This is a genomic window from Pseudonocardia hispaniensis (assembly GCF_042658695.1).
Lineage (GTDB): Bacteria > Actinomycetota > Actinomycetes > Mycobacteriales > Pseudonocardiaceae > Pseudonocardia > Pseudonocardia hispaniensis.
Genome location: NZ_JBHSQW010000035.1, coordinates 1 through 20,120 on the forward strand (window position 1 = coordinate 1; position 20,120 = coordinate 20,120).

21 protein-coding genes and 1 pseudogene are annotated in these 20,120 nt (G+C 72.1%); 14 read left to right on the plus strand and 8 right to left on the minus strand.

Annotation, left to right across the window (positions count from 1 at the left end; genetic code table 11):
• Positions 1-96: 96 nt before the first annotated feature.
• Positions 97-1,263 carry a pyridoxal phosphate-dependent aminotransferase gene (locus ACFQE5_RS16980; RefSeq protein WP_379586296.1) on the minus strand — a complete coding sequence of 389 codons (1,167 nt, stop codon included), beginning with the start codon at positions 1,261-1,263 and terminating at the stop codon, positions 97-99.
• 143 nt (positions 1,264-1,406) lie between these two features.
• On the opposite strand from ACFQE5_RS16980, the gene ACFQE5_RS16985 reads away from it, so the two are divergent.
• A complete protein-coding gene (locus ACFQE5_RS16985) occupies positions 1,407-2,780 on the plus strand; it encodes a glutamine synthetase (RefSeq protein WP_379586297.1) in 1,374 nt (457 codons plus the stop codon).
• On the opposite strand, the gene ACFQE5_RS16990 is transcribed toward ACFQE5_RS16985, so the two are convergent.
• Entirely contained in the window at positions 2,774-4,474 is a 1,701-nt protein-coding gene (locus ACFQE5_RS16990; RefSeq protein WP_379586298.1) for an SDR family oxidoreductase, read from the minus strand. The genes ACFQE5_RS16985 and ACFQE5_RS16990 overlap by 7 nt on opposite strands.
• Before the next feature lie 339 nt (positions 4,475-4,813).
• Here ACFQE5_RS16990 and ACFQE5_RS16995 point away from each other — a divergent pair.
• A pseudogene (locus ACFQE5_RS16995) lies at positions 4,814-5,029 on the plus strand (MFS transporter); the annotation flags it as partial.
• A 7-nt stretch (positions 5,030-5,036) separates the two neighbouring features.
• Positions 5,037-5,786 (plus strand): MFS transporter, encoded by a 750-nt coding sequence (locus tag ACFQE5_RS17000; protein ID WP_379586300.1) that lies wholly within the window; start codon positions 5,037-5,039, stop codon positions 5,784-5,786.
• Between the two features lie 128 nt (positions 5,787-5,914).
• Here the strand turns inward: ACFQE5_RS17000 and yczE are convergent, their stop codons facing one another.
• Positions 5,915-6,535 carry a membrane protein YczE gene (gene yczE / locus ACFQE5_RS17005; protein WP_379586301.1) on the minus strand — a complete coding sequence of 207 codons (621 nt, stop codon included), beginning with the start codon at positions 6,533-6,535 and terminating at the stop codon, positions 5,915-5,917.
• A 224-nt stretch (positions 6,536-6,759) separates the two neighbouring features.
• Here yczE and ACFQE5_RS17010 point away from each other — a divergent pair, with 224 nt between their 5' ends.
• A complete protein-coding gene (locus ACFQE5_RS17010) occupies positions 6,760-8,637 on the plus strand; it encodes an ABC transporter ATP-binding protein (protein WP_379586848.1) in 1,878 nt (625 codons plus the stop codon).
• A 100-nt stretch (positions 8,638-8,737) separates the two neighbouring features.
• Here the strand turns inward: ACFQE5_RS17010 and ACFQE5_RS17015 are convergent, their stop codons facing one another.
• A complete protein-coding gene (locus tag ACFQE5_RS17015) occupies positions 8,738-9,226 on the minus strand; it encodes a bifunctional nuclease family protein (RefSeq protein WP_379586302.1) in 489 nt (162 codons plus the stop codon).
• Between the two features lie 124 nt (positions 9,227-9,350).
• Between ACFQE5_RS17015 and ACFQE5_RS17020 the strand changes: the two genes are divergently transcribed.
• Positions 9,351-9,791 (plus strand): uL11 family ribosomal protein, encoded by a 441-nt coding sequence (locus tag ACFQE5_RS17020; RefSeq protein WP_379586304.1) that lies wholly within the window; start codon positions 9,351-9,353, stop codon positions 9,789-9,791.
• A gap of 110 nt (positions 9,792-9,901) precedes the next feature.
• On the opposite strand, the gene ACFQE5_RS17025 is transcribed toward ACFQE5_RS17020, so the two are convergent.
• Entirely contained in the window at positions 9,902-10,726 is an 825-nt protein-coding gene (locus tag ACFQE5_RS17025; protein ID WP_379586306.1) for an IclR family transcriptional regulator domain-containing protein, read from the minus strand.
• 158 nt (positions 10,727-10,884) lie between these two features.
• On the opposite strand from ACFQE5_RS17025, the gene ACFQE5_RS17030 reads away from it, so the two are divergent.
• From ACFQE5_RS17030 to pcaD, 7 genes are all read left to right on the plus strand, one after another.
• Positions 10,885-11,481, plus strand: a complete 597-nt coding sequence (locus ACFQE5_RS17030; RefSeq protein WP_379586307.1) for a flavin reductase family protein — start codon at positions 10,885-10,887, stop codon at positions 11,479-11,481.
• 56 nt (positions 11,482-11,537) lie between these two features.
• Positions 11,538-13,112, plus strand: coding sequence for a 4-hydroxyphenylacetate 3-hydroxylase family protein (locus tag ACFQE5_RS17035; RefSeq protein ID WP_379586309.1), 1,575 nt, complete (start codon positions 11,538-11,540; stop codon positions 13,110-13,112).
• A gap of 22 nt (positions 13,113-13,134) precedes the next feature.
• Positions 13,135-13,980 (plus strand): catechol 1,2-dioxygenase, encoded by an 846-nt coding sequence (catA, locus tag ACFQE5_RS17040; protein ID WP_379586311.1) that lies wholly within the window; start codon positions 13,135-13,137, stop codon positions 13,978-13,980.
• An 84-nt stretch (positions 13,981-14,064) separates the two neighbouring features.
• Positions 14,065-15,186, plus strand: coding sequence for a muconate/chloromuconate family cycloisomerase (locus ACFQE5_RS17045; protein WP_379586313.1), 1,122 nt, complete (start codon positions 14,065-14,067; stop codon positions 15,184-15,186).
• 21 nt (positions 15,187-15,207) lie between these two features.
• Complete coding sequence (catC, locus tag ACFQE5_RS17050) at positions 15,208-15,495, plus strand: muconolactone Delta-isomerase (RefSeq protein WP_379586315.1); 288 nt, start codon at positions 15,208-15,210, stop codon at positions 15,493-15,495.
• Positions 15,492-15,983, plus strand: a complete 492-nt coding sequence (locus tag ACFQE5_RS17055) for a nuclear transport factor 2 family protein (RefSeq protein ID WP_379586316.1) — start codon at positions 15,492-15,494, stop codon at positions 15,981-15,983. The genes catC and ACFQE5_RS17055 overlap by 4 nt, the downstream gene beginning before the upstream one ends.
• On the plus strand, positions 15,980-16,744 hold the full coding sequence (gene pcaD, locus ACFQE5_RS17060; protein ID WP_379586317.1) for a 3-oxoadipate enol-lactonase: 765 nt from the start codon (positions 15,980-15,982) through the stop codon (positions 16,742-16,744). The genes ACFQE5_RS17055 and pcaD overlap by 4 nt, the downstream gene beginning before the upstream one ends.
• On the opposite strand, the gene ACFQE5_RS17065 is transcribed toward pcaD, so the two are convergent.
• The gene (locus tag ACFQE5_RS17065; protein ID WP_379586319.1) at positions 16,745-17,482 is read right to left on the minus strand and encodes an SDR family oxidoreductase; all 738 of its coding nucleotides are present in this window, start codon (positions 17,480-17,482) and stop codon (positions 16,745-16,747) included. It lies immediately after the preceding gene.
• Positions 17,483-17,566: 84 nt separating this feature from the next.
• On the opposite strand from ACFQE5_RS17065, the gene ACFQE5_RS17070 reads away from it, so the two are divergent.
• The gene (locus tag ACFQE5_RS17070) at positions 17,567-18,286 is read left to right on the plus strand and encodes a Mut7-C RNAse domain-containing protein (protein WP_379586321.1); all 720 of its coding nucleotides are present in this window, start codon (positions 17,567-17,569) and stop codon (positions 18,284-18,286) included.
• Positions 18,287-18,328: 42 nt separating this feature from the next.
• On the opposite strand, the gene ACFQE5_RS17075 is transcribed toward ACFQE5_RS17070, so the two are convergent.
• Entirely contained in the window at positions 18,329-18,598 is a 270-nt protein-coding gene (locus ACFQE5_RS17075; protein WP_379586323.1) for a helix-turn-helix transcriptional regulator, read from the minus strand.
• Between the two features lie 85 nt (positions 18,599-18,683).
• Here ACFQE5_RS17075 and map point away from each other — a divergent pair, with 85 nt between their 5' ends.
• Positions 18,684-19,511: a type I methionyl aminopeptidase gene (gene map / locus ACFQE5_RS17080; protein WP_379586325.1), complete on the plus strand. Its 828-nt coding sequence runs from the start codon at positions 18,684-18,686 to the stop codon at positions 19,509-19,511.
• Here map and thpR read toward each other — a convergent pair.
• The gene (gene thpR / locus ACFQE5_RS17085) at positions 19,508-20,065 is read right to left on the minus strand and encodes an RNA 2',3'-cyclic phosphodiesterase (protein WP_379586327.1); all 558 of its coding nucleotides are present in this window, start codon (positions 20,063-20,065) and stop codon (positions 19,508-19,510) included. The two genes, map and thpR, sit on opposite strands and share 4 nt — an antisense overlap.
• Between the last annotated feature and the right edge of the window lie 55 nt (positions 20,066-20,120).

The window sequence follows — 20,120 nt, forward strand, 5'->3', positions numbered from 1 at the left end:
TACAGGTGCAGACACACACTCCACCGGATGATCAATCAGCGCTCGCCACTACCACAGTCACCACGCCGAGTGACCACGAGGTTTCACAACACTCTCTCAGCCGGCCTTCAGCCGCAGCCCCGCGAGCCGCTCGGTCGCCGCGGTCAGCACCGCGTCGCGCTTGCAGAAGGCGAACCGCACGAGCGAGCGGGTCGCCTCGCTACCGGCGGGTGAGTCGGCGAACACCGACACCGGGACCGCTGCCACGCCACACAGCTCGGGGAGCGCGCGGGCGAGCCGGGCGCCGTCGTCGAACCCCAGGGGCGCGCCGTCGGCGACGACGAAGTAGGTGCCCGACGGACGGAACACCCTGAACCCCGCGGCGCGCAGCCCGTCGACGAGCAGGTCGCGTTTGGCCTGCAGCGACGCGGTGAGCCCCGCGTAGAAGGCGTTGGGCAGCGCGAGCGCACCGGCGACCGCGGGCTGGAACGGCGCCCCGGCGGTGAACGTGAGGAACTGCTTGACGGCCCGCACCGCCGCGACCAGTTCCGCCGGCCCGTGCACCCAGCCGATCTTCCACCCGGTGACCGAGAACGTCTTGCCCGCCGAGGAGATGGTCAGGGTCCGTTCGGCCATCCCGGGCAAGGTCGCCATCGGCACATGCGCCTTGCCGTCGAAGACGATGTGCTCGTACACCTCGTCGGTGACGACGATGGCGCCGTGCTCCGCCGCCAGCTCGCCGATCCGCGCAAGCTGCGGTCGGGAGAACACCGCTCCGGTCGGGTTGTGCGGGCTGTTGAGCAGAACGATCCGGGTCCGGGCCGAGAAGGCCGCGCGCAGCTCGTCGTCGTCGAACCCGAAGTCCGGGGCGCGCAGCGGCACGGTCCGCCGGACGGCCCCGGCCAGCGCGATCGTCGCGGCATAGGAGTCGTAGTAGGGCTCGAACGTCACGACCTCGTCACCCGGCTCACACAACGCCAGTACCGCGGCGGCGATGGCCTCGGTGGCGCCCACCGTCACGAGCACTCCGTCCGGGTCGACCTCGAGGCCGTAGAACCGGCGCTGGTGCTCGACGACCGCGGAGCGCAGCTCGGGGGCGCCCGGTCCCGGCGGGTACTGGTTCATCCCGCCGGTGACCGCCGCGGCGGCGTCGGCCAGCAGCGAGGGTGGACCGTCCGTGTCGGGGAAACCCTGCCCCAGGTTGATCGCCCCCGTCCGGGTCGCGAGCTGGGTAATCTCCGCGAAGATCGTCGAGGTGAAGCCACGCATGCGCTCGACCAGCATGCGCAGACGTTATCGGTGCGCTGCGCTCCCCGAGCAGGGAGCACCGCACCAGCGGCACCTCGCGCTCGCGAGGCCTTCCGGTCCGCCCCCCGCCGTTCCATGCTGGACCCCGACGAGGAGCTCCGGGGTAGACGGAGGCGGCCATGGCACCGAACACTCAGGATCTGCGACGCAAGGCCGAATCGCTGACCCGCGACCTGACCGCGGCCGGGGTTGCCGGGGTGACGATCAGCTGGGCGGACAACAACGGGATCCCGCGCTCGCGCACGGTGCCGGTCGCCGCCCTGCCCGACGTCGCCGTGCAGGGCATCGGGGTGACGTCGCTGTTCGCGGTGTTCGACAGCGCCGACGCGATCACCTACGCGCACGAGGGCCTGGCCACCCCGTCCGGCGACGTCCGCCTGGTGCCGGTGCTCGACTCGCTGGTCCGGTTGGTCGGGCAGCCGGCGCTGGCCTGGGTGGCAGGGCGGCAGGTCGACGCCGACGGGCGACCGTGGCCCTACGACCAGCGCAGCGTTCTGGAACGCCAGGTCCAGCGGCTCGCCGACGCCGGGCTCAGCGCGCTGGTCGGTTACGAGCTGGAGTTCGGCGTCTACCTCGATGATCTCGCCGACCCGCCGGTGCCCGCCCACTCCGGCCCGGCCTACAGCCCGCACGCGCTCGTCGCGATCGACGAGTTCATCGCCGCGGTCCTGCGCGACTTCGCCGGCAACGGGCTGCGGATCAACCAGCTGCACGCCGAGTACGGACCGGCGCAGGTCGAGCTGTCGCTCACCGCGACCGACCCGCTCACCGCGGCGGACCAGCAGCTGCTCGCCCGGCAGACGTTGCGCGCGGCCGCCCGCGAGCAGGGACTGCGGCTGAGCTTCGCCCCGCTACCCGCGACGACGGCGGCCGGCAACGGCTGGCATGTGCACAGCTCCCTGTGGCGCAACGAGGTGAACCTGCTGACCGGCGGGCCCGAGGGCCCGGGCCCCGACGGCGCCGCCTATATCGCGGGGCTGCTTCGGGATCTTCCGGCGGTCGCTGCGATCACCGCGCCGACGCTCGGCTCGCTGGCCCGGCTGCGGCCCGGTTACTTCGCCGGGGCGTACGCGTTCTGGGGCGTGGAGAACCGGGAGGCTCCGCTGCGCTACGTACCGGGTTCGGCACTGTTGGGCGCGGATCACGCGAACGTCGAGTTCAAGACGTCCGACGCGTCGGCCAATCCCTACCTGGCGGTCGCCGCGATCCTCGCCGCCGGGGCGGCCGGGGTGGCCGATGGGCTGGCGCTGGAACCGCCCGTCCAGTCCGACCCCGGCACGTGGACCGCCGAGCACCGGGCTGAACGCGGGATCGGCGCGCTGCCCGGCACGCCCGCCGAGCAGGAGGCGGCGCTCACCGGGAACCCCCGGCTGGCCGAGGTGTTGGGCAAGGACCTGCTCGGAGCGTTCCTCGCGGTGCGCCGCTCGGACGCCGCCGCGGCCGAGGGCCGCACTGTCGACGACGTCCTCGCGGGGTTGCGCTGGCGTTACTGATCCCGACGGGGCGAACCGTCCCGGACCGTGCGGCGGGCGAGCAGACGGAGCAGCCCCGGGGTCAGCCGCGACGCCCACAGCCCGACGTGTGCCTCGGCCGTCACCGGGGCGAGCGCGATGTCGCGTTCGACGGCCCGCACGATCTGCTCGGCGACCCGCTCGGGCCGGTAGTTGCGCCGCCGGTAGGCCGCGGTCGCGGACCGCCGCAGGCGGCGTTCGGTGATCTCGTCGACGCCGACGAACCGGGTGGTCGCGGTGATGTTGGTGTGCACGAAGCCCGGGCACACCGCCGTCACGCCGATGCCGTGCGGCGCGAGCTCGGCGCGCAGGCACTGCGAGAGGGTCAGCACCGCCGCCTTCGTCGTGGCGTAGGCCGGCAGCGACGGCAGCGGCAGGTACGCGGCCGCCGAAGCGACATTGACGATGTGGCCGCCCTCGCCGTGGGCACGCAGCTGCGCGCCGAACTCCCGGCAGCCGTGGATGACGCCCCACAGGTTGACGTCGATGATCTCCTGCCAGTCGGCCGCGGTGGTGTCCGCGAACGGGCCCGCCATCCCGATACCCGCATTGTTGACCACGACATCCGGCACCCCGTGCTCGGCCGCGACCTGTTGTGCGAACTCCGCCATGGCCGGGCCGTCGGACACATCGACCTGGTAGGCGGCGCCGTCCGTGCGCGCCGCGGTGTCCTGCGCCGAGGCACGGTCCCGGTCCGCGACGACGACCCGGGCGCCGCGTCGCGCGAAGGCCAGCGCGGTCGCCCGGCCGATGCCGCTGCCGCCCCCCGTGACGACGACGAGCCGGTCGGCCCAGCGAGCCGCGCCTGCCCTGGCCCGGCGCAGCGCCGGGGCCTCCGGCCCGCCCTCGACGTGCGCGACGAGCTCCCGGACACACCGCGCGACGACGTGCGGATGGGTCCGGGGCAGCCAGTGCCCGCCGGGGATGCGGCGCACCCGCAGGTCCGCCGCGAACGGCTCGATCTGCGTCTGCGCCGGCACCGTGACGTACGGGTCGGCGGTCGGGGCCAGCACCTGCACCGGGAGCGAGGTCCAGCGCCGCTGCGGGGCCGCGAACCGGGCCGGGATGTTCTCCCGGTACAGCCACAGGCCGTTGAGCGCGTCGCGCGGCGCCGGGCGCGGCCCACCCGCCCGGCGGGCCAGCACGGCGCCGAACACCCCCGAGCGCCAGGCCAGTTCGGGCAGCACCGGAACCCGGAAGAACCCGATGTACCAGGACGCGGCCGCCTGCCGGAGCCGGTCGCGCCGCCGCGCCCGGCGCCACCAGTGGGCCACGTGGTCGAGGCAGGGCCCGGAGATCGAGGTGTAGGACGCGATGCGGTCGCGCAGCGCCGGGTCGGTGACCGCATGCCAGGCCTGGATCGCGCCCCAGTCGTGGCCGAGCAGGTGCACCGGCCGGTCGGGGCTCACGGCGTCGAGGACGGCGACGAGATCGGCCACGAGTCGGTCGAGCCGGTAGCCGGCCGGGGCCGGCGGCGCGGCGGCGGTGCCCGCCCCGCGGACGTCATAGGTGACCACGTGGTGGGTCTCGCGCAGCGCCGCGACCACGCCGTCCCAGACCGTGTGGTCGTCGGGATAGCCGTGCACGGCGACCACGGTGGGCGCCGCGGGGTCGCCGTGCACGTAGACCGCGAGCCGCTGCCCGTCGGGGGCGGCGACGGTCAGTGGGCGAGTCATGGCGTCATGCTAAGCACCCCGGCCGGGCCGACCCGGATGTCGAGTAGCCCGGTGCGGGCGAACGATTCTCAGGCGGGTCGGCGGGGTCGTCCCGCCCGGCCCCGCCTCGGCGTCCGGACGGCTGTCCGTGCTGCACGTCACACCCGTCGGGGCGGGGGAACATCCCCTGATCGAGTGTGTTGGACGGACGAGGGGCGGTTCGGACACGTCCCGCGCGAGGGGGGATCCGTGACCACGACCGAACCGGTAACCGTCGGTCGACCGGCAGCCGTCCCGGGGCGGGCCCGGCTGGCGCTGACGCTGGGCGTGTTCGTCGCGCTCGGGCCGATGACCATCGACATGTACCTTCCGGCGCTGCCGGACATCACCACCGACCTGCGGACCTCGTCGAGCACCATTCAGCTCACGCTCACCGGCACGCTGCTCGGCCTGGCCATCGGCCAGCTGCTGATCGGACCGCTGTCCGACGCGGTGGGCCGCCGCCGACCGTTGATCATCGGGATCTCGCTGCACGTCCTGGCCTCACTGCTGATCATGATGGCGCCGAACGCCGAGGTGCTCGGTGCGTTGCGCGTCGCGCAGGGCGTGGGCACCGCGGCGGGCTCCGTCGTGGCGATGGCGATCGTCCGCGACCTCTACACCGGCCGGGCCGCGGCGACAACGGCGCCGCAGCGCACGGATCGGGCGCACCCTGCGCACCTACGGCCAGCTCCTGCGGGACGGGACGTTCGTCGGCCTCGTGCTGGTCGCCGGGCTGGTGATGGCCGCGCTGTTCGCCTACGTGTCCGGCTCGTCGTTCGTCTACCAGCAGCAGTTCGGGCTCGACCAGCAGCAGTTCGGCCTGCTGTTCGGCGCGGGCGCGTTCTGGTTGATCGCCGGGACCCAGCTCAACCCGGTCCTGCTGCGCCGGTTCGCGCCGGGACAGATCCTGCTCGCCGCGATCCTCACCGGAGCGTTCTCCGGGATGGCGCTCGTCGGCGTCGCGGCAAGCGGCCTCGGCGGACTGCCCGGCCTGCTCGCCCCGCTGTGGGGCGTGCTCGCCGCCGGTGGGGTCGCCCTGCCCAACGCTCCCGCGCTGGCGCTGTCCCGGCACGGTGAGGCGGCGGGTACGGCGGCGGCCCTGCTCGGCGCGGTGCAGTTCGGCATCGGCGCGGCCGCCTCGCCGCTGGTCGGCATTCTCGGCAACGACGCCACCGCGATGGGGGCGGTCGTCGGGGCCGCGGTGGTGCTGGCGCTGTTCGTGCTGCTCACCGTCGTGCGCCCGTGGCGGCTGACCGAGCCGCAGCAGGACCCGGTACCGGTGGCGCGATAGCGGCTCCGGGGCCTCAGGACGGGCCGCCGGTGGCGGCCGTGACGCTGCCCCACGGGGTGCCGTCGGGTTGGCACGGTTCCTGGATCGACGACGCCGACGTGACACCGTGATGGCCGCATCGGCGGGGCCTACCGGTCGCGGACGGCGAACAGCGGCAGGAACGCCTGGGTGAGCGGCCCGATCGCCAGCGCGTACAGCACCGTGCCCACCCCGACGGTGCCGCCGAGCAGCCAGCCCGCGGCCAGCACGGTGACCTCGATTCCGGTGCGGATCAGCCGGATCGATCGCCCAGTCCGCGCCGAGAGACCCGTCATCAGACCGTCCCGGGGACCGGGGCCGAGCCGGGCACCGATATAGGCCGCCGAGGCGACGCCGTTGAGCACCACCCCGCCGAGCATCAGCGCCACCCGGGCGACCGGCCCCGCGGGCACCGGGATCACCGCCAGCGCGGCATCGACGGCCAGTGCGATGACGACGACGTTGGCGACCGTTCCGACGCCCGGCCGCTGGCGCAACGGAATCCACAGCAGCAGCACCACGCCCCCGGTGACTGCGGTGACCGCGCCGAAGCTCAGCGAGAGCCGGCCGCTGAGGCCTTCATGCAGCACGTCCCACGGGTTGAGCCCGAGACCGCCGCGGACCTGCATCGCCATGCTGGTTCCGAACAGCACGAGCCCGGCGAACAGCTGCGAGAGCCTGCGGGCCGGCGAGCGGGTGACCGGAAGCGGACGCAGATCGATCGGGGACATGGGATCATCCTCGGTCGCCGACGCCCGAATGCCATGGCCAATCCGGAATCCGCGGCCTCCCACCCCACGTGCCCCGGGACGAGCGCCGAGGGCCTCGGCGCCCTCGCCCACGCATCGAGGCTCGCACCTCGGGCGGAACCGGTGCGCGGGCACCAGGAACGGCGGGCGGCCGAAAGAATCTTGACCTCAAGTCAGATACAGCTCTTACCGTCGGCGTCATGAGCATGGACATCAGCGCCTGGATGGCTCTGCGCAGCGCGTCGACGACCCGGCAGGCCAGTCGTGCCCCGGCGGCAGCGACGCTGCGCCGGATCGCCACCTTCGCCCGGCCGCACCGCCGTCGGCTCGCGCTGTTCCTCGCGCTCAGCGTCGTCACGGCGGTGCTCGCCGTCGCATCGCCAATCCTTGCGGGCCGGGTGATCGACGGGATCGTCTCGTCCGCGCCGGTCTCGACCATCGTCGGGTTGGCCGGACTCATCGCCGCGATCGCGGTGGCCGAGGCCGGGCTCGGACTGCTCACCCGGTGGCTCTCGGCGAGTATCGGGGAGGGCCTGATCCTGCAGCTGCGCACCGCGGTGTTCGACCACGTGCAGCGGATGCCGGTCGCGTTCTTCACCCGCACCCGCACCGGTGCGCTGGTCAGCCGGCTCAACAACGACGTCATCGGGGCGCAGCGGGCGTTCAGCGACACGCTCTCCGGGGTCGTCGGCAACGTCGTGACGCTCGCCCTCACCCTGGTCGTGATGCTCAGCATCTCCTGGCCGGTCACGTTGCTGGCGCTGGTGCTGCTTCCGGTGTTCGTGGTGCCCGCGCGGCGCATGGGCTCGCGGCTGGCCCGGCTGCAGCGTGAGGGCGCCGACCACAACGCCGCCATGACCACGCAGATGACCGAGCGGTTCTCCGCTCCCGGCGCCACCCTCGTCAAGCTGTTCGGCAGACCCGACGAGGAGTCGGCGGAGTTCGCCCTGCGAGCCCGGCGGGTCCGCGACATCGGGGTGCGCACCGCGATGGTGCAGTGGGTCTTCATCACCGCGCTGACCCTGGTCTCGGCGCTCGCGCTGGCACTGGTCTACGGCCTCGGCGGCGCGCTGGCGCTGCGCGGCGCGCTCGACCCCGGCGCGATCGTCTCGCTGGCGCTGCTGTTGACCCGGCTCTACGCCCCGTTGACCGCGCTCGCCGGGGCGCGGGTCGAGGTGATGAGCGCGCTGGTCAGCTTCGAGCGGGTCTTCGAGGTCCTCGATCTGCCTCCGTTGATCACCGACGCGCCCGATGCCCGCCCGGTGCCCGAGGGCCCGGTCGCGGTCGAGTTCGACGGCGTGCGCTTCGCCTACCCGGCCGCCTCGGCGGTCTCGCTGGCCTCGCTGGAGGAGGTCGCCGCGCTCGATACCCGCGGGGGCGTCGACGTCCTGCACGACGTGTCGTTCCGGGCCGAGCCCGGTCAGCTCGTCGCCCTGGTGGGCTCCTCGGGGGCCGGGAAGTCCACGATCGGGCAGGTACTTGCGCGGCTCTACGACGTGGACGCGGGGGCGGTGCGGCTGTCCGGGATCGACCTTCGCGAGCTCACCGCCGAGTCGCTGCGTTCAACGATCGGGATGGTCACGCAGGACGGACACCTGTTCCACGACTCGATCCGCGCGAACCTGCTGCTGGCCCGCCCCGGGGCGAGCGAGGACGAGCTGTGGGAGGCGCTGCGCCGGGCCCGGCTCGACGAGCTGGTCGCGGACCTGCCCGACGGGTTGGACACGGTCGTCGGCGAGCGCGGGTACCGGCTCTCGGGCGGCGAGCGGCAACGCTTGACGATCGCCCGGCTGCTGCTGGCCCAGCCGAGGGTGGTGGTCCTCGACGAGGCCACCGCGCATCTGGACTCGACCTCGGAGGCCGCCGTGCAGGACGCGCTCGGCGAGGCGCTGGCGGGCCGCACGGCGCTCGTCATCGCGCACCGGTTGTCCACCGTGCGCGAGGCCGACCTCATCCTCGTCGTCGAGGAGGGCCGGATCGTGGAGCGCGGCACGCACGAGCAGCTGCTGGCGGCCGGCGGGCGTTACGCCGAGCTGCACGCCACGCAGTTCGCCGACCCGGTGCCCGACGCCGCCGCCGCATAGCCTCCGGCCCGCCTCCCCGCGCGTTATGGAGCCAAGGTGCGCTCCAGGGGCCGTCTCCCCGCGCGTTGTGGAGCCATAACGTGCACCGGGGCGCGCGGGCTCAGGCGTCGCGGAAGTCCTCGGGCGAGACGTCCTCGATGAACTCCCGGAACTCGCGCAGCTGCTGGTCGGGCGGGGCCGCCCCGCCCGCCGGGAACAGCTCGTCGATCGGCTGCCCGACCTCGTCGAGGATCTCCTCGGCCACCCCGATCGGCAGCTGCTCCCGCACCGCGACGGCCAGCGCGTCGCTGGGCAGGGCGGCGATGCGGATGCCCTGGTCGAAGACGAGCACGGCGGAGAACCTCCCGTCCCGCAGCTCGGTGATCTCGACCCCCTCCAGCCGCCTGCCGAGGCCGGCGACGATCGGGCCGATCAGGTCCTGGGTCAACGGCTGATCCTGGTCTTTGCGCGGGCCGATGGCGATCACCTCGGCCTGCGGACGACGCAGGAACACCGGCAGGCACCGATCGCCGTCGACCTCGCCGAGCAGCAGTACCGGTTCCCGGGTCCGCGCATGGACGATCAGCCGCAGCACCCGCATCTCACGCATCCGACCAGTGTCGGGCACGGGCGTCATCCGAACCCAACCGGAGCCCCGATGGTCGCGGCTTGACCCTCCAGCCGCTGGAAGCCATAGCGTCCCGCGCCACCGACGGAACTGCAGGAGTGAACGGATGCCACCGAGGGCACGAAAGATCGCGCACCGGGTCAGGATCGATCTCACCGCGGGAGACGCGCCGATGATGGAGCTGGGCAAGATGCTGGGCCAGACCGGCATCAACCTGGTCGAGGTCAAGCGACGCTACGACGAGGCGACGGCGGGCCAGCGCGGCGACATCGTCCCGGCGGTCGTCCTGGTCTTCGAGGACCGCAGCTTCGAGTTGCAGCTCAGGACCCCGCCCACGGCATTCCTGATCCGCCGGGCCCTCGGAGCCAAGGGCGCCTCCCGGGCGGGCCACGACAACGGCCGCACCCTCACCGCGGACCAGCTGCGGGCGATCGCCGAGCGCAAGCTGCCCGACCTCAACACCCTCGACATCGAGGCGGCGATGCGCACGGTGGCAGGCACGGCGCGTTCGATGGGCGTCACGTGCCTGCCGGAGGACGTCACGTGACGCCCAGAACTGAGCACCGACCGTGAGGTCGCCACCGCGGCGATGTCGCGTGTGCGCCGGAACCGCTCCACGCGGCACGAGGCTGTGCGCCGCTGCGGTCCGGCCGAGCGTCAGTAGAAGCCGTCCCGCCCGTGGACGACCGGGGGTGCGGCGGCCCGGTGACCGAGGTCGGTGCTGATCTGCTCCGCGGTGCGCAGCAGTAGCGGCACGACCTCCGCCTCGACCCGCGCCGCGGTGGAGCGCCCCGTCGACGTCGAGGACGCGAGTGCGGCGACCACCCTCCCGGACTGGTCGCGCACCGGCGCGTACGCCGAGATCAGGCCATCCTCGAGCTCCTCGGCGACCAGCGCCCAACCGTTCTCGCGCACTCTGCGCAGCTCCGCTCGGAACCGAGCCGGATCGGTGATCGTCTGCGGGGTGTAGGCCCGCATCCCGGAGCTGTTGATCACCTGCTCGATCTGTTCCGGAGTGGTCCAGGCGAGCATCGCCCGACCCATCGACGTCGCGTGCGCGGGTACCCGGGTGCCGACCGCGACGTTGATGCTCATGATCCGACGGACCGGCACCCGCGCGATGTAGACGACCTCGGTGTCGTCCAGCGTGGCGAGCGAAGCCGACTCGTGGGTCTGCTCGGCCAGCCGGAGCAGATGCGGCTGCGCGACCTCGATCAGCGCATTCGACGCCACGTAGTGCTGACCGATGCTCAGCACCCGCGGGGTGAGCCGCCATCGCCCCCCGCCTCCCTCGACATACCCCAGTCCCTGCAGCGTCAGCAGGATCCGGCGCACCGCCGGACGCGACAGCCCGGTGACCGAGGCGAGCTCAGCCAGCGTGGGGTTGGGGTGCTCGTCATCGAACGCGAGCAGGACCGCGAAGCCGCGCTCGATGCTCTGAATGCGGTCACGATCGCGCTCGGTCTCAGTCATCGGAGTCATCGTGCCCCCCTCCGTCAAGGCCTCGGGCTGGCCGCCGGAGCCGACGCGCCCATCGTCCATCTCGCTACGTGTCGCCAGACGGGCTTGACATCTCCCTGTGGTGCCCGGCACAGTCTCTGCGAACGCAGAGCGTTCAATTTGAACGCATAGCGTACACCATGACCCGGAGGCGATGGACGATGGCGATCGACCCACGCGAACTGCGCCGCTGCCTTGGACACTTCGCCACCGGAGTCACGGTGGTCACCTGCCGGGCCGATGGCGGACCGCACGGCGCGACGGTCAACTCGTTCACGGCCGTCTCCCTCGATCCGCCGCTGGTCCTGGTCTCGCTCGACCGGCGCTCCAAGGTGTGCGCAATGATCGAGACGACGCCGTTCACGGTGAACGTCCTCGAGGCCACCCAGCACGACCTCGCATTGCATTTCGCGGGGCGGCCGTGTGTGGACGAGATTCCGTGGGACACCGACAGCGGCTGCGGGGCGCCTCGGCTGGCGGGCTGCCTCGCCCACGTGTCCTGCACCCCCTGGCAGCACTACGGCGGGGGTGACCACATCCTCTACCTCGGCGAGGTCCAGGAGTTCCGGATCCACTCGGGCCGGCCACTGCTGTTCCACACCGGCAAGTTCCACCACATCGGCGACGATTTCGCCCCGGTGCCCTGGGAGGGATCCGCCGACTGCCCCTCCGGGATGAGCTGGTTCTCCGACGTCTTCGTCGACCGGCCCGCACTGTCCCCCGGCTCCCGGCGCTGATCCCCGAGCCCGACGGTCACCACCGACATCCCATCCCGCTACGAGAGGAACCAGCGATGACCGTGCAACAGGACGCCGCCCCGGCCGATGAGGCCGGCACCGGCCGCGTGACCCGGCCGATGACCGGCGATGAGTACGTCGAGAGCCTGCGCGACGGCCGGGAGCTCTACCTCTACGGCGACAAGGTCGACGACGTCACGACCCACCCCGCGTTCCGCAACGCGGTCCGCATGACCGCGCGCCTGTACGACGCCATGCACGACCCGGCCAAGCAGGACGTGCTCACCGCGCCCACCGACACCGGCAGCTCCGGGTTCACCCATCCGTTCTTCCGCACCCCGCGAAGTGTCTCGGACCTCAAGGCCGACCAGGCGGCGATCGCCGAATGGGCGCGGATGACCTACGGCTTCATGGGGCGCAGCCCCGACTACAAGGCCGCCTTCCTCGGCACCCTCGGCGCCAACTCCGACTTCTACGATCCCTACGCGGCCAACGCCCGGCGCTGGTACGCCGAGTCGCAGGAGAAGCTGCTCTACTGGAACCACGCCATCATCAACCCGCCCGTCGACCGGCACCGCCAGCCCGACGAGGTCTCGGACGTGTTCATGCACGTCGAGGAGGAGAACGACAACGGCGTCGTCGTGAGCGGCGCCAAGGTCGTCGCGACCGGCTCCGCGATCACCCACTTCAACTTCCTCGCCCACTACGGCCTGCCGATCAAGAAGCGGGAGTACGCGCTGGTCTGCACCGTGCCGATGGGCGCACCGGGGATGAAACTGATCTGCCGCCCGTCGTACTCGCACCAGGCCGCCCTCACCGGAAGCCCGTTCGACTACCCGCTTTCCAGCCGGCTCGACGAGAACGACACGATCTTCGTCCTCGACAAGGTGCTCATCCCCTGGGAGAACATCTTCATCTATGGCGACCCGGAGAAGGCGAGCACGTTCTTCCCCGGATCGGGGTTCCTGCACCGCTTCACGTTCCACGGCGTGACCCGGCTGGCCGTCAAGCTCGACTTCATCGCCGGCCTGCTGCTGAAGGGCCTCGAGGTCACCGGCACCAAGGACTTCCGAGGGGTACAGACCCGCGCCGGTGAGGTCATCGGCTGGCGCAACATGTTCTGGGCGCTCAGCGACGCGATGGTGGCCAAGCCCGCCGAGTGGATCCACGGGGCGCTGCTGCCCAACCTCGACTACGGCCTGGCCTACCGCTGGTTCATGACCATCGGCTACCCGCGCGTCCGCGAGATCATCATGCAGGACCTCGGTGCCTCGCTGATCTACCTGCCGTCGCACGCCGCCGACTTCGCCAGCGCCGAGATCCGCCCCTACCTGGACAAGTATGTCCGCGGCTCCAACGGCTACGACGCCGTCGACCGGGTGAAGCTGATGAAGCTGATCTGGGACTCGGTCGGCTCGGAGTTCGGTGGCCGCCACGAGCTCTACGAGCGCAACTACTCGGGCAACCACGAGGGCGTCCGTGCCGAGCTGCTCTTCGCCGCCGAGCAGGCGGGCACCGCCGCCGCGATGAAGGGGTTCGCCGAGCAGTGCATGGCCGAGTACGACCTCGACGGCTGGACCGTCCCGGACCTCATCAACAGCGACGACATGTCGATCTTCGGCAAGCGCTGACCGCCACCACGAGGAGTTGAGTATGACCAGCACACAGAACCCGACGGCTGCGGGCTCGGGCGCCTCGGCCACCGAGGCCTTCCGGGCGAGCCGCCCACAGGCCGGTGCGGCGGAGGTGTCCGCCGAGCGAGTCAGCTCGGTCGTGGCAGCGGTGCTCGACGGGGTGCGCGCCGCGATACGCGAGCACAACGTGACCTACCCGGAGTACCAGGCCGCCAAGCAGTGGCTGATCGAGATCGGTGAGGGCGGCGAGTGGCCGCTGTTCCTCGACGTGTTCATCGAGCACGTGGTGGAGCAGAACGCCGCGGCCACCCAGGAGGGCACCAAGGGCTCCATCCTCGGCCCGTACTACCTGCCCGACCAGCAGCGGCTGCCCGCGGTGACCACGCTGCCGATGCGGCCGGACGAGCCGGGGGTTCCGCTGGTGTTCGCCGGGCAGGTCCGCGACACCGCCGGTCGCCCGCTGGCCGGGGCCGAGGTGGACATCTGGCAGAACGACGCCGCCGGCTACTACTCCGGGTTCGCTCCGGACATCCCCGCGGGCAACCTGCGCGGCGTCGTCGTCACCGACGACCAGGGGCGGTTCGAGATCACCACGATCCAGCCGGTGCCCTACCAGATCCCGACCGACGGCCCGACCGGCAAACTGATCGAGGCCGCGGGTTGGCACCCCTGGCGGCCCGCGCATCTGCACCTGCTGGTACGCGCGCCGGGGCACCGGCAGATCACCACCCAGCTGTACTTCGCCGGCGGCGAATGGCTCGACTCCGACGTGGCCACCGCGACCAAGCCGGAACTCGTGCTCGACCCCGTCGAGCGCGACGGGCGGCTGCGCGTGGACTACGACTTCGTCCTCGAGCCCGCCTGAGCCCCACCCCGATCCCGAGTCCGGCCCGGTCCGCCCGCGACGTGTGCGGGCGGGCCGGGCCGGGCCGTGAGGAGAACGACAACGATGAGCGATCTGCGGATCGACCGAGTCGAGACCGTGCTGCTCGACGTCCCGCTGCGCCGCCCGCACCGGTTCGCCCGCACCGAGATGCAAGCCCAGCCGGTGCTGTACGTGTTCGTCCGCACCGCGGGCGGGATCAGTGGGGTCGGCGAGGGCGTCGTGCCGGGCGGCCCGTGGTGGGGCGGCGAGTCGGTGGAGACCATGCAGGTGGTCATCGAGCGCTACCTGGCCCCGCTGCTGATCGGCCGCAGCGTCGATGACATCGCCGGAATCCAGCGCGCGATGGACGACGTGGTCGCGGCCAACCTGTACGCCAAGGCCGCGATCGAGGTGGCCCTGCACGACGCCTGGGCGCGCTGCCTGGACGTGCCGGTGCACACCCTGCTCGGTGGGCTCGCCCGCACCTCGATCCCGGTCACCTGGGCGCTGGGCACCGAGCCCGCACCGGCCGTCGTCGAGGAGGCCCACGGCAAGCTGGAGGCCGGCCTGCACCACAGCTTCAAGTTGAAGATGGGCGCTCTGGAGCCCGCCGCGGACGTCGCCCGGATCTGCGCGGTGGCCGAGAAGCTCGCCGGCGTCGCCGGGGTGCGAGTCGACCTCAACGCCCGCTGGGATCGGCTCACGTCGCTGACCTACCTGCCGCGGCTGGTCGAGGCCGGTGTGGAGCTGGTCGAACAGCCGGTCCCCGGCGACCAGGTCGAGGCCCTCGCCGAGATCAACGCCGCACTGCCGATCCCGATCATGGCCGACGAGAGCCTGCGTACCCCGGCCGACGCACTGCGGCTGGCCACCCGCCGCGCCGCGGACGTCTACTCGCTCAAGACCACCAAGTCCGGCGGGCTGCGCGCCACCCGAGCCATCGCCGAGATCGCGGCCGCAGCCGGGATCCCCTGCCACGGCGGCACCTCGATCGAGTCCCCGATCGGCACCGTCGCCTCGCTGCACCTGGCCTGTGCCAGCCCCGCCGTCACCTGGGGCAGCGAGCTGTTCGGCCCGCTGCTCATGCGCGAGGAGCTGCTCACCCACCCATTGCGTTACGCCGACGGCGAGCTGCACCTGCCCGCCGGGCCCGGCCTCGGCGTCGAGCTCGACCCCGACGCGGTGCGAGCCTGGACTCGCACGTAACAGGAGTGAAGGAGTCCCGCCATGCTTTTCCACGTTCGGATGGACGTCGCGATCCCGCGCGACCTCGACCCGGATGAACGCGACACGCTGCTGGCCACCGAGAAGGCCCGGGCGCTCGAACTGCAGCGCAACGGGACCTGGCTGCACCTGTGGCGCATCGTCGGCCAGTACAGCAACATCAGCGTCTTCGACGTCGAGTCCACCGACGAGCTCCACGAGATCCTGTGGACGCTGCCGTTGTTCCCGTTCATGAAGGTCCAGGTGACCCCGCTGGCCCAGCACCCGTCGGCACTGGCCGCCCAGCCGTGACCGAGTCGATCGAGAACCGGCTGCGTCGGCTGGAGGACCTGGAGGCGATCCGCGCGCTGGACGCGCAGTACTGCCGCGTCCTCGACGACGGTGACTGGCCGGCCCTCGTCGCGTTGTTCACCCCCGACGGCGAGTTCATCGGGCTCGACCGGGCCCGCGGGCACGCGGAGCTGCTCGCGTTCTTCTCCGGGCTGGCCGATGGTGGGCTGACCGCGTTCTGGCACCACGTCACCAATATCGAGATCGACCTCGACGGCGACGTCGCGGCGGTGCGGTCGTTCCTGTGGCAGCCCTGCGTGCAGGACGGCGAGCCGCAGGTGGCCGCCGGACGCTACCTCGACACCGTGGTCCGCGTGGATGGGTGTTGGCGCTACCGCCGCAAACGCATCCGGTTCGACTACTTCACACCGCTGTCGGGAGGCTGGGACCGCGGTCGGTTCAGCCTCGACACCGCGCGGGCGACCCGATCCGAGGAGACGGACTCATGACCGAACTGCACCATGTGATCGATGGCCCCCCCGACGCCCCCGTCCTGGTGCTCGGCCCCTCGCTCGGCACCGACCTCGGGTTGTTCGACGCCCAGGTCGCCGCGCTGGCCGACCGCTTCCGGATCGTCCGCTACGACCTGCGCGGGCACGGCTCCTCCCCGGCGCCACAAGGCCCGTACACGATGGCCGCCCTGGCCGACGACGTGCTGGAGCTGGCCGATCGGCTCGGGATCGAACGGTTCCACTACGCGGGCGTCTCCATCGGGGGCGCCATCGGCCTCTGGCTGGGCATCCACCACGGCGACCGGTTGGCGAGCCTGGCCGTCTGCGCCTCCGCCGCACAGTTCGCCGATCCACCGTCGTGGCCGGTCCGGGCCGCGACCGTGCGCGCCGAGGGCACCGAGGCGCTGGTGGCCTCCCGCACCGGGACGTGGTTCGTCGAGCAATTCGCCGCCGAACACCCCGACGAGGCGAAACGGCTGCTGACCATGCTGCGCCAGACCACTCGGGAGGGCTACGCGGGCTGCTGCGAGGCCATCGGGTCCTATGATGTGCGCGCCGAGCTCGGCCGGATCACCGCCCGGACCCTGGTGATCGCCGGCGCCGAGGACCCGGCCACGCCGGTCGAGATGGTGCGGGCGATCGCCGACGGCATCCCGGGCGCGACGTTCCAGGTGGTGCCGGACGCGGCCCATCTGGTCAACGCCGAGCAACCGGGAACCGTCAACGACGCGCTGGCCGCGCACCTGGACCGGCGGTGATCAGCCACGCCCGATGAACGGCATGGCGGTCGCGGTGATCGTGAGGAACTGGACGTTGGCCTCGGCCGGCAGCCGGGCCATGAACAGCACCGCGTCGGCCACCTGCGCGGGGTCGAAGGTCGGCTCCGGGCGGACGCTCCCGTCCGCCTGCCTGGCGCCGGCCGCGATTCCCGCGGTCATGTCGGTGGCGGCGTTGCCGATGTCGATCTGCCCGCAGGCGATCCCATGACGGCGCCCGTCGAGCGAGATCGACTTCGTCAGGCCGGTGATCGCGTGCTTGGTCGATGTGTAGGCGGCGCTGCCCGGGCGTGGGGAGTGCGCGGAGATCGACCCGTTGTTGATGATCCGGCCGCCCTGCGGGTCCTGCGCACGCATGGCCGCGAACGCCTCCCGGGCGCACAGGAACGACCCGGTCAGGTTGACCTCGACGCACGCCCGCCAGTCCTCGACGGACACCTCGTCGATGCTGCCCACCGGACCGAACGTGCCGGCGTTGTTGAACAGCAGATCCACCCGGCCCCAGGCGTCGCGGACGGCGCCGAACAGCGCCGCCACCGACGCCGGATCGGCCACGTCGGTCGGCACCACCAGCGCGGCGGGATGCCCGTCCGCCGTCTCCTCCAGCGTCGCCCTGCGCCGCCCGGCCAGGGCGACCCGATATCCGGCGCCGAGCAACGCCCGCGCGACCACCCGCCCCACTCCGCTCCCTGCCCCGGTCACAACCGCCTGTGAGTGCATAACAGTGTTCTAACACTGTTATGCACTCACAGGGGGCGTTGACGTGGCCGGAAGCGGCTGCGGACCGGCGGTACCGTATCGCTGGTGCTGGTCGTGCGCGCGGCCCGTGAGCTGTGGCTGTTCCTTCCGCCGCGACGGCGGCGCGCGCAGTTCACCATGCCGCACGACGGGGCGGCGTCGCTCGGACACGTCGTGCAGGCGCTCGGGATCCCGTTGACCGAGGTCGGCGCGCTGGTTGTCGACGGCGTGCCGGTCAACGCCGGAAACCGGCCACCGGACCGGGCCGTCGTCGAGATCGGTCCGGTGCCGCGACCACAGCGGTTCCCAGACGCGCGGGGCTTCGTGCTCGACGTTCACCTCGGGACGCTCGCGCGGCGGCTGCGGATCCTCGGTATCGACACCGACTACCGCAACGACGCCGACGACGACACCCTGGTGCGCGAGGCGACCGAGCATCGGCGGGTGCTGCTCACCCAGGACCGGGGTCTGCTCATGCGGCGCGCGGTCCGGGCCGGCGCCTACGTCCGCGGCCGGCGCCCCGATGATCAGCTGGCCGATGTGCTCGACCGATTCGAGCCGCCGCTTCACCCATGGAGCCGCTGCACCGCCTGCAACGGCCCGCTGACCGCCGTCGGCAAGGACGAGGTCATCGACCGGCTCGAGCCGGGTACCCGGTGCCGCTACGAGGACTTCGCCCTGTGCCGGCGCTGCGGGCAGGTGTACTGGCACGGCGCGCATTCGCGTCGCCTCGACCCGATCGTCGACGCCGCCCGCTCGGCTGTGCGCCCGCGCCGGGGCACCTGACCGGCGGGGTCTCGCCGGTTCCGTCGGCGGATGCAGCAGCGGCTACCCGACGGCTTCCAGCGGTAGGTCGGTGCCGCGCCAGGTGTCCGCCAACACCTGCACCGGCAGGTTGAGCGCCTCGCTGAGGCAGATGATCGTTCCGAATCCGGGCGAGGGCAGCCGTCCGGTCTCGATCTTGCGCAGGGTTTCCGGGGAGATGCCGGCCGCGCGCGCGACGTCCGCCAGCTCGCGTCCCGCTCGCGCCTGGCGCAGCAGAGCGCCGAGACGCCTGCCGGCTTCGATCTGCTCAGGGGTGAGTGGCTGGCGGACCATGCCTTCAGGGTAGGACTGGTATTACTATACCGACAAGCGCTACGGTGCCGGTATAGCAATACCAGCACCCTGTGGCGAGGTACTCGTGATCGAACTGAAGACGCCTGCGGAGATCCAACGCATGCACGTGGCCGGCCGTTTCGTCGCCGACGTGCTCTTTGAGGTCGGCCGGCTCGCCGACGTGGGCGTCAATCTCCTGGACCTGGAGCACCACGTGCGCGGCATGATCGAACGACGTGGAGCCGAGTCCTGCTACTGGGACTACGCCCCGCCCTTCGGACGCGGCCCGTTCCGCAATGTCATCTGTCTGGCGGTCAACGACGCCGTCCTGCACGGCCGACCCCACGACTACACGCTGCGCGACGGCGACGTGCTCACCGCGGACCTCGCGGTCAGCATCGACGGCTGGGTGGCCGACTCGGCGCGCACGGTCGTCGTCGGCACCGCCGCCGAGGAGGACCTGCGGATCATTCGCGCCACCGAGGAAGCGCTGGAGGCGGCGATCGAGATGGCGCGCCCGGGCAACCGCCTGGGTGACATCTCGGCGGCCATCTGGGCGGTGGCCCGCGACTACGGCTACCCGGTCAACAACGAGTTCGGTGGGCACGGCGTCGGCCGCGCCATGCACGAGGAGCCCCACGTTCCCAACAAGGGCCGAGCAGGCCGCGGCCTGAAGCTCCGGCCGGGGCTGACCCTCGCGCTCGAACCGTGGTTCGCCCGCACGACCGACCAGATCGTCTACGACGCCGACGGGTGGACCATCCGGTCGGCCGACGGCTCGCGCACGGCCCACTCCGAGCACACGGTCGCCGTCACCGAGGACGCCCCCGTGGTACTCACCCGACGTGAACCGGAGAACCCGGCGACGCGGGCTGGTTCCGCCAGTCGGCGATCCGCCCGGCCCCCGGGCTAGCGGCCTGCACCGAGCGGCCAGGAGATCAACCTCTCATGGCGGGCGGCGCGTCCCGGCCCGGCGCCGAGCAGGCTGCGCACCAGGTGGAGCTGGTCCGCGGTCCACGTGCGCCCCGCGAACCCGTCCAGCCGGGCGACCGCATCCCGCAGGTCCTCGGTGTCGCCCCGGGCACGGGCCAGCGTCAGATGCGGCCGGTACGGCCGGTCCTCGACCGCGAGCCCGCAGCGTCGGCACGCCGCCTGCGCCGACGCCGCCAGCCGCCGCAGTCGGTCCGTCTCGCCCCGTACGCGCGTCCACAGCACCCGGTTGCCGAACCGGCCACCCGCGCCCAGCGACAGCGCGAACGGGGAACCCCGCGCCGCCACCCGCCCGAGCCGCTCGATGAGATCGGGCCGGACGTCGTCCACGACCTCGCCGAGGAACACCAGGGTCAGGTGCCATTGCTCCGGCGGGGTCCACCGCAGACCGGGCTGGTCCACGCGCAACGCCGTCGTTGCGGCCCACAGCTCCCCGACCACCTCCGGCGGCGGGGTCAGCGCGACGAACAACCGCATCCGGCCAGGGTATGGACCCCGGCCACATCGTGGCCTCCCATGCGCGCCACGGAAC